The sequence below is a fragment of the Caldithrix sp. genome (assembly GCF_056497305.1).
Map to the genome: position 1 here is coordinate 1 of NZ_JBSMDE010000127.1, position 13810 is coordinate 13810.

Below are 13810 nucleotides of genomic sequence, written 5' to 3' on the forward strand. Positions count from 1 at the left end.
TTAATTTTTGTTTGATGATATTCTTCATATTCCCGCTATTGGCTTTTTATTGCTCTGGTTATGCCTGCCCCAGCAATTTAGGGAATTCTTTTTATTTTTTCCATTGATAAACCTGGAAAGTTCCTAAGAAGGTAAAAAAACTAATGTACAACGGATAAAAGAGTTGAAAAAGCGGAATAGAGGGAATTAGCCAGCGACGATTAAAGAGATGGGTTGCGTACCGTAGGGTGATGAATTCCAGGAGCAATTTAAAGGTAATGACAGCTAGCCAGATCATCAGGTATTGCGGCCGAATCAATGGGAAGAACCAGAGAAAAGAGTAAATAAAAAAAGCAAAAAAGGAAAACAGCGTGTTGCTCAGGTTTTTACGTAGAGTTTTGCTGTTTTTACGGATCTGCTGATGCCAGAATTTTTTGAAATCGTTGACCGGAAGGGTTGGTACAAAAGTTTGCGGATGGCGGCAAAAAACGATTTTACCCTTTGCCTTTTGACGGAAGCGCTCGGTTAAATACACATCGTCGCCGCTGCGGTATTTTTTCAAAGCGTCAAATCCGCCAACTCTTTGATAAGCCGTTTTTCGATATGCAAGATTACGACCCACGCTGGTAAAAACCAGACCCCAGGTCGTTGGCGCCGAAGCCACAATGGCCGAAAACAGATTGTCAAATTGTAAAATTAGGTTTAACCAACCTTTCAGGCGTTTTAGGGGAGAATAACCAACCACCATGTCCACATCAGATTCAAAATAGGCCGACATGTAGCGCAACCATTGGGGCTGGACGGTGCAATCGGCATCGGTGGTAAAGATGATTTCACCGCGGGCCTGTTCAATGCCTTCTTTAAGGGCCCGTTTTTTCCCGCTTAAAAAGCCGTCCTGCGATTTAAGACGAATGAGTCGCCAGTGAGCGTGTTTGGGCAAAAAAGACTCAATTATGGCCGCCGTCTGGTCGGTGGAGGCATCGTCTACCAGAATGATTTCGTAACGCTCTGCAGGATAATCCAATTGTTCAAGAGAGCGTAGAAGAGGCCGAATGCGCCCGGCTTCGTTGTGGGCCGCAATAACAACGGAGATTTGCGGAAAAGTACTTTTTTCTTTTAGAGGTAATTTTTTTAGTCCCCAAAAGGTAAAATGAAGAATGGTAAAGTAAAGTAGCGCGATGAGTAAGAAAAGGGCTAAGAATAAATCCATTTCATGTTCCAAGCTTTATGAATTAAAATTCAAAGCAGCACAGCTGCCACCATCAATCGACCACAAAAAACACAACAGAGCTACGAATGCACAAAAGAGTATTTTTAATTAAAAATTACGAATTACGAATTATTTTGTGAAACGGCAAGTTGTGCCTGATAGGTGAAGACTGGCTGCAAGTGTCCTTCCGGATCCCAATAAATCTGGGATCGGATTGGCAGCTGGCACGAGCCCTCATCTTTTGTCCAATCGATCGTTTTGCACGGGAATCTCATGTTTAGTTGTTTGAGCTTAATAGTTGTTTTTGCTTTTTACGTTCGTTGCTGGCGTACAGCATGCCGCAGGCGGCCTGAATATCCCACCCCTTGCGGTTACGAATGGTGACCGCGTAAACGCTCTCCTGAATGGCGTTTTCAAACCGTTCAAGCGATTCTTTTGAAGGAGCAGGAAAATGGTCATCAATGGAATTCACCGGAATCACATTGATTTTACAGGGCACCTGGCGCGAAATTTTTACCAGATTTCGGGCGTCTTCAAGCGAATCGTTAAATCCGGCGATCAGCACATATTCAAAGGTGATCCGTTTGCGTGTTTTCTGGTAGTAATATTGAGCTGCCTTCAAAAGCTGATCGAGCGAGTACTTTTTTGCGATGGGCATGACCTGCAGGCGCTTTTGCTGATCGGCGGCATTCAAAGAAATGGCCAGGCGAAAAGGCCGTTGTTCATCGGCCATGCGCAGAATGCCCGGAATGATGCCGCTGGTGGAAATGGTGATCTTTTTGCGACTAAAATTCAATCCCTCTTCATCGGCCAGAATTTCTGCAGCACGCATGACATGCTCGTAATTGAGCATGGGCTCGCCCATGCCCATGAAAACGATGTTGGTTGGCGGACGTTTGGTCAATTTTTTCATTTGCAGTACCTGCTCAACGATTTCGCCTACCGTCAGATCGCGCAACCAGCCCATCCTGCCTGTGGCGCAAAATTTACAATCCAGCGCGCAACCCACCTGAGATGAAATGCAAAAGGTAACACGTTTCTTTTCGTAAATGATCACACTTTCGATTTTCATCCCGTCTGAAAGTTGCCAGAGCAATTTGGTCGTGCCATCCAGCGGGGAGGTAATGCGTTCAAGCTCTTTAAGGGCGCGCAGGGTAAAATCGCTGGCCAGCTGTCTGCGTAATGTCTTAGAAAGATTTGTGAAATCGTCAAAACTCTCGTAGCCTTTCTGGTAAAGCCCCTGATAAACCTGCCTCACGCGAAACCGTGGCTCACCAAGCTTTTCAAAGTAATTTTGCAATTCATCTATCTTTAAGTTTAAAATATTTCTCATTTTACTCCGCTAAAATAGACCTGATTTTAATTAAAAATTAAAAATTACGAATTATGTATTATGGTTCAAAACCATCGGGGTATTCAATTGAGGCCGAAATACGAATTTCTAAAACATCAAAGCCGCAACCAAAAACTTCTTTAAAAGGTGACAGGCCGGTGCCCTGGAACCCTTTAACTCTTACACTCATATACTCTTAACTTTACTCCTCTAACAGCAAAAGTCATTTCACCAATTAGCCTTCACCCCCTCGATCCCCCTCTCCCAGAATACAAATCTGGAAGAGGGGGACGGCATGGTGGGGGAATTTTCTCACCTATGTTGGAAATACCATTCACGAACAATGGGAATTTGCTATGTCAACTCGATGCTCATTCAACAAATCAACAAATCAACAGCTCAACAGATTTATTCCCTCACACAGCACAAAAATTTTGGCATGTTAATGCATTACCTCTTTTGAGCTTATTTAAAAATTCGCATTTGAGATGCAGATTTAGCATTTTGTAAAAGAACGCCGGAGCAATGATGTGTCGTCCAATCAACCTTTCAACCCTTTTTCCCGCTTGCTTTTAATCCGCATGTTCTGTAAACTCAACATTCGTTACCAATTTACTGAATTGCAGAAGGAATAACAACAGGGAAAATCATGGGTGAAGATATTCAACGCGCAGAAGCCATTGCCAGGGCCTTTCAGACCATTCAAAAAGAATTGGGTCGCATTATTGTAGGGCAGGAAGACATCATCGAGCAATTACTGATTGCGCTGTTTGCCCGCGGCCATTGCCTGTTAATCGGAGTGCCGGGACTGGCCAAAACATTGCTCATTAAAACATTGGGCGAAGTCCTTGATTTAAAATTTTCGCGTATTCAGTTTACACCGGATTTAATGCCCTCGGATATTACAGGCACGGAAATCTTGGAAGAGGATAAAACGACCGGTCAAAAAACCTTTCGATTCATTAAGGGGCCGGTTTTTGCCAACATCGTTTTAGCCGATGAGATTAATCGCACACCGCCCAAAACGCAATCGGCTTTGTTGGAGGCTATGCAGGAATATCGCGTAACGGCAGCCGGACAAACCTTTGGCCTTGACCTGCCCTTTTTTGTGCTGGCCACGCAAAATCCCATTGAGCAGGAAGGCACCTATCCCCTACCCGAAGCGCAGTTAGATCGTTTTATGTTCAGCCTGTGGCTGGACTATCCTTCGTTTGAACAGGAAGTAGAGATCGTTAAACGCACAACAGTTGAAGAGGTGCAAAGTCTTGAACCTGTAGTTCATAAGCAGGATATTCTGGAATTTCAGAAACTGGTAAGAAAGGTGCCGGTGGCGGACAATGTGGTGGAGTTTACGGTTAAACTGGTTAATTTAACCCGACCGGGTAGAGCAGCCGACGAGAAGATTGGTGAATGGATTCGCTGGGGAGCCGGGCCGCGCGCCTCGCAGAATTTGATTTTAGGCGCCAAAGTGCGCGCTTTGTTGCACAATCGTTTTACTCCAGAAATCGACGATATTCGCCAGCTGGCCCTGCCAGTTCTGCGCCATCGCCTGGTTACCTCATACAGCGCCGAGGCGGAAGGATTGGGAACCAGAGAAATTGTGGACTATCTGTTAAAGCAGATTGAGGATTCTTGATCTCATGCGCAAAATTACCAAATCAAGGTCGGGGCGGGGTTTGAACCGGGATTGATGGGTTTTAGGGATTGCCTTGATTTTAATGCTCCAGAGAAAATCGACTTCCCAAATATCGGTCACAGATTCCCGGCTTAAGAAAACCCAATCCTGGTAATCCTGCAATCAAGCAAATCCTGGTTCAAAACACGCAATCCTGGTTCAGAATCACCAAAAAATAAAAAAGCCGTGAAGCAATAACGTGCCCCACGGCTTTGGTGGATTTATCTGAGTTTAATCTTCCAGGGTGCTCAAGTCGCCCACGTCCTTACCCAGGGCTTTGGCTTTTAAAACGCGACGCATGATTTTGCCACTTCGCGTTTTGGGCAGGCTGTCCACAAACTTAATCTCTTCCGGTCGGGCGATGGGACCAACTTCGCTGGCCACATGGTCTTTCAATTCCTGTTCCAGTTGTGGCGAAGGGGTTACGCCGTGTTTTAAAATCACATAAGCATGAATGGCATTTCCTTTCAGTTCATGGGGCAGACCAATGGCCGCCGCTTCGGACACGGCCGGATGGCTGACCAGCGCGCTTTCAATTTCTGCAGTGCCCAGACGATAGCCACTCACCTTAATCACATCATCGATGCGACCAATAATCCAGACATAACCATCCTTGTCGATTCGGGCTGAATCGCCGGTTTTGTACCAGCCCTGTTTCTGGTAATCCTTCCAGTACGTCTCAATGTAGCGATCCGGATCGCCGTAAATCGTTCGGGCCATTCCGGGCCAGGGATTTTTGATGACCAGCTTGCCTTCTTCACCCGGCGGGACTTCATTGCCTTCGTCATCTACAACGGCCACTTCATTGCCAAAGAACGGCTTGGTTGCCGAACCTGGTTTTAAAGGCGTGATGGGCAGAGGCGTAATCATAAAGCCGCCGGTTTCGGTTTGCCACCAGGTGTCCATAATCGGGCAGCGTTTTTGGCCAATTACTTCGTAATACCAGCGCCAGGCTTCGGGATTGATCGGTTCGCCTACGCTGCCTAATAGGCGTAAGGAACTTAAGTCGTAGCGTTTGGGCCAGTCATCCCCAAAACGCATCAGGCCGCGGATGGCGGTAGGCGATGTGTACAAAATGGTAATGCCGTATTTTTCGATCATTTTCCACCAGCGGTTGGGGTAAGGATAATTTGGCGCACCTTCGTACATCATTACCGTAGCGCCGTTGATCAACGGACCGTACACGATGTAACTGTGGCCGGTAATCCAGCCTGGATCGGCCGCACACCACCAGCGATCTTCCTCTTTGATGTCAAACACATAGCGGTGAGTGGTAGAAGTGTAAACGGCGTAGCCGCCATGGGTGTGTACCTGTCCCTTGGGCTTGCCGGTAGTTCCCGAAGTGTAAAGAATAAAGAGCGGGTCTTCGGCGTCCATCTTTTCGGTCTTACATTGCTGGCCATCGGGGCAGGCAATGGGTAGCTGTTGCAGATCGTGGTACCAGAAATCGCGACCGCTTTCCATGTATACCTCGTGGCCCGTGCGTTTAACCACAATACAAGTTTCAACGGTGGGCGAGCGTTTAATAGCCTCATCCACGGTTTTTTTCAGATCGGTAATTTTACCCCGCCGGAATCCCCCGTCTGCTGTAACCACTACACGGCTGCGCGCATCGGCAATGCGTTCGGCCAGGGCTTCTACACTAAAGCCGCCATAAACCACGCTATGAACAGCGCCGATTTTAGCGCAGGCCAGCATGGCAAATGCCAGCTCTGGTATTTGCGGCATGTAGATGGTTACCGTGTCGCCTTTGCGCACACCCATGCTGTGCAAAATACGGGCAAAGGTAGTTACTTCACGATTTAGGGCATGGTAAGAAAAGGTACGTAAATCGCCAGGCTCCCCTTCCCAGATTAAAGCCAATTTATTACGCCGCCAGGTTTTTAGATGGCGGTCAATGGCATTGTGCACAATATTGATCTTCCCTCCCACAAACCATTTGTAGAATGGTTTGTTGCTGTCATCCAGAACTTTGTCCCATTTTTTGAACCATTCCAGCTTTTCTGCTTCTTCGGCCCAAAAACCTTCGCGATCGGTAATTGATCGCTTGTAAAGCGTGTCGTAATCCTTGATATTGGCCTGGGCAATCACTTCTTCTGAAGGGTAAAATACTTCGCCTTCTAATTTGCTCATAGGGTGACTCCTTTTGTTGGTGAACCGTTTTTTTTAAATTTTTGAATCCTGAAAGCTGTTTTTTTCGTAAAAATTGATTACATTTATTCAAACAAAAAACGATAGGGTTGAAACGCAAAAAGTGATTTAGCCCCGAAACATTCAGGTACATTAAATTGAAACTGAGTAACCATATGAATCGCATGAAACAGTCCTTTATTTATCAGATGTTTCCTGAAATTTATCTGAATTTTTATAACAAGATTTGTAATTTATAAATTCCAGGAAAAAATGAACCGAGTTCTGTTCTATTTTCAAAAATATTATAAAACAATGATATTTTTAATGCAAGTTGGTATTTTTTTCACTTGTAATCGTCCAGTGGAAAAGAGTTTTGTGCAAATTAATACTGTACAAAGAGATTCTCTACCCGTTTTGTACGAAACAGGTCAACTGCAATCGATCGAAACGTATAGTATTAACACGCCCATGCGCTGGAATCTGGAGTACAGAATTGTGCAGTTGGCGCCCGAAGGAAGTTTTGTTCAGCCCGGGGATACGGTGGTGTATTTTGACATGCAGCCTTTACAGGATCGACTGATTCAGGCCCAAAAAGAGTTGTTAAAAGTAAAACAGGAATTGAATCAGGTTCTGGAGCAAAACGCCCTGGCCATCGAGACACAATTGAAAACCATTGAACGATTAAAAATGCAGTACGAGCTGGACAGCACGCGGCTGGCCAATGCCCGCTTTGAATCCCGAATTACGCAGGAACAATTTGCCCTGGAGCTGGAAAAAACACGCTTGCAGCTGGAGCGTGCCTTAAAAAATCTGGCATCTCAAAAAATTATTAATGCCAATAAAGAGCGCCTGACAAGAATCAAAATCGAACAGGCCCAGATTGATCTGGAACGGGTGCTATTGATGAAAAAGGAAATGAAGCTGATCTCTGAACATGCGGGCATCGTTATCTATCCCTATTACCGCTCTTCGGCCGGTAAGGTTAAAATTAAAGAAGGAGAAACGGTTTTGCCGGGCAGAACGGTCATTCAAATAGCCAACTTGCAGCGTATGAAAGCCGTGGTCAAGATCAATGAGGTCGATCGCTCGCTGATCCGCGAAGGGCAAGAAGTGCGATTGACGGTAGACGCCTATCCAGACACGATTTTTAAAGGCAAAGTGGTCAGCATTGCGCGCGTTGCCAGCGAGGAGCGGGAAGAGGGAACGGTTAAGGTCTATCCGATCGACGTGTTTCTGAATGCAAAAGCCAATTACCGCCTGCGACCCGGTCTTTCGGTGCGGGCGGGCATTATCCTGGACACGCTCCACAACACCTTTCGCGTTCCGGATTGGTGTGTATTCCACAGGCAGAAAGAGTGGTGGGTTGAACCTATGGGACAATCCCGTCTGCCAGTGGAATTGATTTATCGCCTGGATGGATTTTCGTACGTTCGTGGAGCCTTGCAGGAAGGAATGGTTTTAAAATCGAACAGGACAGCCTATGAGTAAATCATGGTTCAAATCCAGAAAATTCCGGTGGGTATTGTTATTGCTCGTCTTTGTCGGGGCCCTGTTCTGGATTTTACCGGGCCAGGACGAAGCGCTGCTCTACACGGTTAAACGGGGGGATCTGCTGATCAGTATTCCTGTGGAGGGCGAATTGCAGGCTGTGGAATCCTTTGTGGTAAAGGCGCCTTCCAATGTGTGGGGCAACATTCGGATTGTAAAACTGGCACCGGAGGGCTCCATTGTAAAAAAAGGCGATTTTTTGATTCAGTTCGACACCTCCGAACAGGCCCAACGGCTTCATGAAGCCAAAAACAAGCTGGAAACAGCGCTGGCCAATCTGGCCAGTACAAAGGCCGACATGCAAAATGAAATGGCCCAGCTGGAAAATGACATCAAAATGGAAAGCTATTCCCTGGAACAGGCCCGCTTGCAGGCCAAAAACGCCATTTACGAAGCGGAGAATAAACGACGGGAAATCGAGCTTAATTTAAAAAAGGCCGAACTCAGCTACGCCCAGCTCCTTAGGAAAAAAGAGTCGCTGGAAAAAATCCACAAAGCGCGTTTACGTCAGGCCGAGCTGGAAGTAGAACAGGCCCGGCTGGAAGTGAAACAAAGGGAAGAAGACTTGAAGAGTCTAACCATCTATTCACCGGCTGACGGCATGGTGGTTTACAAAAAGGTGTGGGAGAGCAGCGGCATGACCAAGCTGAAAGTCGGCTACAGTCCCTGGCGCTCTCAGTCCTTAATCGAAATTCCCAGCCAGAGCAAAATGAAAGTGATGGCTTCGGTCAGCGAAAACGAAATTTCGCGCGTCAGCAAAGGTCTGGAGGTGGAAATCTTTCTGGATGCCATCAAAGACACGGTGTTTAGCGGAACGGTAACCGAAATTGCCACCCTGGCGCATGAGGATGATGAAAGCGAAAAAAATGTGTTCGATATCGAAATTTTGATGAATGAAACCGATCCGCGCCTGAAGCCGGGCATGACCGCGCGCTGTAACATTCTGGTGCAAAAAATCGAAGATGTTCTGCAGGTGCCTATGGATGCGGTTCAAATTAAACAGGGCAAATCGTATGTTGTCGCTGCGGACGGCGATCTGATTCCCATCAAAACCGGTGAAAGCAACGGCGATTTTGTGGTGGTTACCGAAGGGCTTCAAGAAGGCGATCGCATTCAACTGCGGGCAACGACCATTGGCCAGCAGGAACAGGTTAAACCCAAAAAGAAAAAGAAAAACAGCGTTTCAAGACGCGTCATTATTATTAGATGAGGAATTTTAAAGCAGGGAAGACCATGCGCTGGAAAAACAGGCTTCTGCAGAACAGATGGCTCCATCGCTTTTTACGCATTGATGAAGAGCTGTTAAGGATTGGTTTACAGGGCATTCTGGAGCACAAATTGCGATCTTTTTTGACCATGCTGGGCATCATCTTTGGCGTGGCCGCGGTTATTGCCATGCTGGCTATTGGCGAGGGGGCGCGAAGACAAACCCTTTCACAAATCCGCGCTCTGGGATTGAACAATATCATCATTCAGAGTACGGAAGGCCATGACAAACTCAGTTCAGAAGGTCATATCCGCTTCAGCGATCTGAACACCCTGCAACGCGTTGTGCCAACCATTGATGACCTGGCTCCGCTCATCCAGTACGAGGTGGAAGCCTATTACCGGACGCGGAGCAAAACCATTTCCCTTACCGGCACCAGCCCACGCTTTTTTGACCTGATGCATTTGCAGATCGAACAGGGGAGCCTGTTTACAGACTGGGATGATCAACGTTTTCAAAAGGTGTGTGTATTGGGGGCCGAAGTGGCCCGCGATCTGTTTTTAACCGAGAATCCGCTGGGCAAGTTGCTAAAATTGGGTAAGCTCTGGTTTCGGGTTGTTGGCGTACTGGCCCGCCAGCCGGTCAGTACGGTAGGAGCAACCGAAGTGGATTACAATCGCCAGATTTTTGCGCCCCTGCAAACATTGTACGTGCGCTTTGACCGGCCAACCCGTAGCAGCCAGCTCCAGCAATTAGTGGTCCATGTGCCGGATGAGACAAAAATAGTCGCTACGGCTCAATTTGTGGAATCGATTCTGGCCCGGCGACACCAGAACCAGAAAGACTTCAAGATGATTGTGCCCGAACAGCTGCTCAGACAAAGCGCGGAAACGCAACGGTTGTTTAATATTGTGATGGGAACCATTGCGGGAATTTCTCTGCTGGTTGGCGGTATTGGCATCATGAACATCATGTTGGCCTCGGTTCTGGAACGTACGCGTGAAATCGGCATCCGTCGTTCGTTGGGCGCCAGACGCAAAGATATTTTGGGCCAGTTCTTGCTGGAAGCCACTCTGCTGAGTGTGATCGGCGGCCTGGTTGGTATTTTCATCGGCTATTTACTCAGTTATGGGATCACGTTCCTTTCGGAATGGGAAACCTATGTCAGTTGGTGGTCGGTTGTGCTGGCCGTAGGCGTAAGCGCCGGCGTGGGCATTGCTTTTGGCTTTTTCCCGGCGCGCAAAGCAGCTGAACTCAATCCAATCGATGCCCTGCGTTACGAATAGCCAGCCGGAATAAAGAGGCCTGCAGACAAAGTTTTAAGCAAGTTGAATGAGCAGATGTAAAGGAACATTCAAAATAGTCATTGGTCATAGGAAGCAATCCCGGCCATTGTGCTGGAACAGTGTTCAAGCCCGGCAGTCGGGCCAAGTGGTTCAAGAGATATCTGGAAGCCCTGGCCTGAGTGCTAAAAAACAGCAGGAGCGTAATGATTCAGAGTGATGAAATAAAAGGCAAAATTTACGACCGCAAACTATTTTTTCGTTTGTTAAAATATGGCCTGCCCTACAAGCATCTGATTCTGGGCGGAGTGCTCCTGATCATCGTGTCATCGCTAATGCGCATTGTAGGCCCCTACCTGACCAAACTGGCCATTGATGATTTCATTGAAAGCGGACAATTTGAAAAGTTGAAGATGCTGGCAGCGCTTTACGTGGGCATTTTAGGCGCCAATTTTCTGGTCAGTTATGTTCAGGCCTACCTTACCCAGCTGCTTGGCCAGAAGGTGATGTATGATTTACGTTCCGATATTTTTGGCCATTTGCAAAAACTCTCTTTTCGCTTTTTTGATCGCAATCCCGTGGGCCGTTTAATGACGCGCGTTACCTCTGATGTGCAGGCTTTAAACGACATGTTTACCCAGGGCGTGGTCAGTATTTTTGGGGACCTGTTCCTGCTTACCGGTATTGTCGTCATTATGCTGAGCATGAACTGGCGCCTGGCTCTGTTCACCTTTACGGTGATTCCTGTTCTGTTCATGATTACCACAATTTTTAAGCGCAAAGTGCGCGCCGCTTTTCGCAGTGTTCGAAAATGGCTGGCCCAGATTAATTCCTACGTTCAGGAAAACATCACAGGCATGAGTATTGTGCAGGTGTTTAATCGCGAGCAGAAAAATTACGAAGCGTTTAAAAAAATCAATTGGCACCACACAGAAGCCTACGTGAAGATGATCTTCTATTACGCCCTGTTTTACCCGGCTGTGGAATTAATCAGCGCCATTGCTCTGGCCATTGTTTTGTGGCAGGGCGGAATATTAAAAAGCGCAGAGTTAACGACCTATGGGGCTCTGGTAGCCTTTATTCAATATGCGCAAATGTTTTTCATGCCCATTAGCGATCTTTCTGAAAAGTACAATGTACTCCAATCGGCCATGGCTTCTTCGGAACGTATTTTTAACCTGCTGGATACCAAACCGGAAATTAGCAGCCCAGCGAACGGACGGTGGAGCGATCCGGTGCAGGGCAAGATTGAGTTCAAAAACGTCTGGTTTGCCTACAATGAACCGGAATATGTGTTAAAAGAGGTTAGCTTTCAGATTAAGCCCGGGGAAAAAGTTGCCATTGTTGGACACACCGGAGCCGGGAAGAGCAGTTTAATCAATCTGCTGGCCCGTCATTACGATATTCAGAAAGGTGAAATTTTCATTGATGATATTGAGGTCCGGCAGTGGGATCTGGGCGGATTGCGCAAAAGCATGGCCGTGGTATTACAGGATGTCTTTTTGTTTTCCGGTAGCATTTTAGAAAATGTTCGGCTACACGATCAATCCATTTCCGAAAAACAGGTAATAGAAGCCTGCCAGCAGGTTAATGCCCATCAATTTATTGAACAATTACCCAACGGTTACCAGACCCGGCTCAACGAGCGGGGAACCATTCTTTCATTGGGCCAGCGTCAGCTATTGTCCTTTGCCCGTGCCCTGGTCGTCAATCCGCGTATTCTGGTTCTGGATGAGGCGACCTCCAATATTGACACGGAGACCGAGATATTGATTCAGCAAGCCGTGCAACGCTTAATGGAAAATCGCACGGCCATCATCATTGCCCACCGCCTTTCCACTATCCAGCACGTGGATCGCATTCTGGTATTTCACAAAGGCCGTTTGCGCGAAAGTGGCACCCATCAACAGCTTTTGCAACAACAGGGCATTTATTTCCATTTGTACCGGTTGCAATACAAAGATCAGATACTGGCAAGCCATTCAACACCGATGGTTCGCTAATTAAAGAATAACCGGCTTATTACGATTACTGAACAAACGGAAATATTTTGGGGTTTGCAATGAAATACATTCTTGGATTCAGACAGTACCTGCATTCGGCAAAGTCGTACCAGGACTTAGAACACATCATTAATGGCCAGAACGAATTTTTCCCTCCGGAGAAAGGGTTTTTAACCATTGTAGCTGTTTGTGGCGACAATCCCCGCGATTTTTTGGAAGAACAGGGCCTGCGTTCCCGAGTTGCCTTTTATGATTACGCGCCCTGGGAAGAGAGCGCTAAAAGAGTGGCCGGCGTCTTTGCCAAAAGTATTCACAAAACGCAGCGTGTTCAGATCATTCACTACAACGAAAACCCTCTGGGGTTAACTTATCCGCTGGAACTGCTGGTGTACATTGCCAATGCTCTGAATGCCGAACATCTGGCCGTGAGTGATTCCGATTTTCAATTGAGTTACTCTGAGATTCGCAGAGTATACGACCACCACATCGCCAACGCCGATCCGGATGAAATCGTCATTACCTACCCCCGGCGCCATCCGCGCAGTCTGGATACAGAAAAATATCCCATTAACCGCTGGGCCATGGAAGACCTGGAGAACATGTACATCTATTTTTTGTCCGATTTGAAAGTGTTGAACAGTAAACCCGATTTCCAGTCCGGATTGAGCATTACCACGCGGGCCGCCAACAAGATTTTGAACTTCGACAATGTGGGGAGCTGGATCGGCAACCTGCACATGGCCATTCAGGTCATCCGCAACAAAGGGCGACTGGACAAGGATTTTGTGGTCAAAACCAATTACCAGCACGAATCGACCATTAATTTCGACGTGCAGTGTGCCAAAATTGATCAGTTGTACCGTTATTACATGATTCCCCTTTCCAATATTGTGGAGCTGGCCATTGAACATCCCGATAAATACCTGATGGAAGACTGGACGGCAGGCAAGAGTAAAGAAGAGATTGTGGAAACCATTAAAAAAATTGAAGCCATGAACAACCGTTACCTGGAAGAAAAGCGCAAGGAGCGCTTGCAGGAGGAATAAGGAAGAAATAACCCTAAGGCAGCATCGCCGCCACCCAAAAAATTTCTGCGCTGGGATTAAAGCAACCACAGAGAGCTCAAAAAATCAATTTAAATTAAAAATTACGAATTATTTTGCGAAGGGGCCAATTGTGCCCAGGCGGTGAAGGCCTGTGCCGGCAAGTCATTCTGAGAATCCCTTCCATTGGAAAACACGCAAACGCAACGTAACTCGAGCTTCAGTTCGAGATCTCCACTGGTAGACTGAACATCCCATCGCCACGATTCTCGGGGAAAGGCCCGTCTGGCAGCACCAGCCTGACAGGCCCGTCTGGCAAGCGCAGCCGGACAGGCAAAGCATTCACAAAGTGCGCAAAGATTGTAAAATATCATAACATATCAGATTTGAAATTAG

General features: G+C 47.0%; 10 protein-coding genes. 6 read left to right on the forward strand and 4 right to left on the reverse strand.

The genetic code is table 11. The annotated features are described in order from the left end of the window. Nucleotides 1–91: 91 nt before the first annotated feature. The 3 genes from ACWB0I_RS10430 to ACWB0I_RS10440 form a co-directional block, all read right to left on the reverse strand. Nucleotides 92–1189, reverse strand: a complete 1098-nt coding sequence (locus ACWB0I_RS10430; protein WP_479387999.1) for a glycosyltransferase — start codon at nucleotides 1187–1189, stop codon at nucleotides 92–94. 277 nt (nucleotides 1190–1466) lie between these two features. Further along, on the reverse strand, nucleotides 1467–2522 hold the full coding sequence (gene rlmN / locus ACWB0I_RS10435) for a dual-specificity RNA methyltransferase RlmN (protein WP_479388000.1): 1056 nt from the start codon (nucleotides 2520–2522) through the stop codon (nucleotides 1467–1469). A gap of 58 nt (nucleotides 2523–2580) precedes the next feature. Beyond that, entirely contained in the window at nucleotides 2581–2712 is a 132-nt protein-coding gene (locus ACWB0I_RS10440; RefSeq protein WP_479388001.1) for a hypothetical protein, read from the reverse strand. 459 nt (nucleotides 2713–3171) lie between these two features. Here ACWB0I_RS10440 and ACWB0I_RS10445 point away from each other — a divergent pair, with 459 nt between their 5' ends. Beyond that, the gene (locus ACWB0I_RS10445) at nucleotides 3172–4158 is read left to right on the forward strand and encodes an AAA family ATPase (protein ID WP_479388002.1); all 987 of its coding nucleotides are present in this window, start codon (nucleotides 3172–3174) and stop codon (nucleotides 4156–4158) included. Between the two features lie 270 nt (nucleotides 4159–4428). Here the strand turns inward: ACWB0I_RS10445 and acs are convergent, their stop codons facing one another. Beyond that, nucleotides 4429–6330, reverse strand: coding sequence for an acetate--CoA ligase (acs, locus tag ACWB0I_RS10450; protein ID WP_479388003.1), 1902 nt, complete (start codon nucleotides 6328–6330; stop codon nucleotides 4429–4431). A gap of 375 nt (nucleotides 6331–6705) precedes the next feature. Here acs and ACWB0I_RS10455 point away from each other — a divergent pair, with 375 nt between their 5' ends. From ACWB0I_RS10455 to ACWB0I_RS10475, 5 genes are all read left to right on the forward strand, one after another. After that, entirely contained in the window at nucleotides 6706–7818 is a 1113-nt protein-coding gene (locus tag ACWB0I_RS10455; RefSeq protein ID WP_479388004.1) for an HlyD family secretion protein, read from the forward strand. Beyond that, nucleotides 7811–9088 (forward strand): efflux RND transporter periplasmic adaptor subunit, encoded by a 1278-nt coding sequence (locus tag ACWB0I_RS10460; RefSeq protein ID WP_479388005.1) that lies wholly within the window; start codon nucleotides 7811–7813, stop codon nucleotides 9086–9088. Before ACWB0I_RS10455 ends, ACWB0I_RS10460 begins: the two co-directional genes overlap by 8 nt. A 23-nt stretch (nucleotides 9089–9111) precedes the next feature. Next, on the forward strand, nucleotides 9112–10371 hold the full coding sequence (locus ACWB0I_RS10465) for an ABC transporter permease (RefSeq protein ID WP_479388006.1): 1260 nt from the start codon (nucleotides 9112–9114) through the stop codon (nucleotides 10369–10371). 203 nt (nucleotides 10372–10574) lie between these two features. Next, a complete protein-coding gene (locus ACWB0I_RS10470) occupies nucleotides 10575–12371 on the forward strand; it encodes an ABC transporter ATP-binding protein (RefSeq protein ID WP_479388007.1) in 1797 nt (598 codons plus the stop codon). Nucleotides 12372–12430: 59 nt separating this feature from the next. Beyond that, entirely contained in the window at nucleotides 12431–13417 is a 987-nt protein-coding gene (locus ACWB0I_RS10475) for a hypothetical protein (RefSeq protein WP_479388008.1), read from the forward strand. The last annotated feature ends 393 nt before the right edge of the window (nucleotides 13418–13810 follow it).

Coding starts and splice junctions, on each gene's coding strand:
- ACWB0I_RS10445 (WP_479388002.1), top strand. CDS start 3,172: ATGGGTGAAGATATTCAACGCGCAGAAGCCATTGCCAGGGCCTTTCAG.
- acs (WP_479388003.1), bottom strand. CDS start 6,330: ATGAGCAAATTAGAAGGCGAAGTATTTTACCCTTCAGAAGAAGTGATT.
- ACWB0I_RS10465 (WP_479388006.1), top strand. CDS start 9,112: ATGCGCTGGAAAAACAGGCTTCTGCAGAACAGATGGCTCCATCGCTTT.
- rlmN (WP_479388000.1), bottom strand. CDS start 2,522: ATGAGAAATATTTTAAACTTAAAGATAGATGAATTGCAAAATTACTTT.
- ACWB0I_RS10470 (WP_479388007.1), top strand. CDS start 10,575: ATGATTCAGAGTGATGAAATAAAAGGCAAAATTTACGACCGCAAACTA.
- ACWB0I_RS10475 (WP_479388008.1), top strand. CDS start 12,431: ATGAAATACATTCTTGGATTCAGACAGTACCTGCATTCGGCAAAGTCG.
- ACWB0I_RS10440 (WP_479388001.1), bottom strand. CDS start 2,712: ATGAGTGTAAGAGTTAAAGGGTTCCAGGGCACCGGCCTGTCACCTTTT.
- ACWB0I_RS10430 (WP_479387999.1), bottom strand. CDS start 1,189: ATGGATTTATTCTTAGCCCTTTTCTTACTCATCGCGCTACTTTACTTT.
- ACWB0I_RS10460 (WP_479388005.1), top strand. CDS start 7,811: ATGAGTAAATCATGGTTCAAATCCAGAAAATTCCGGTGGGTATTGTTA.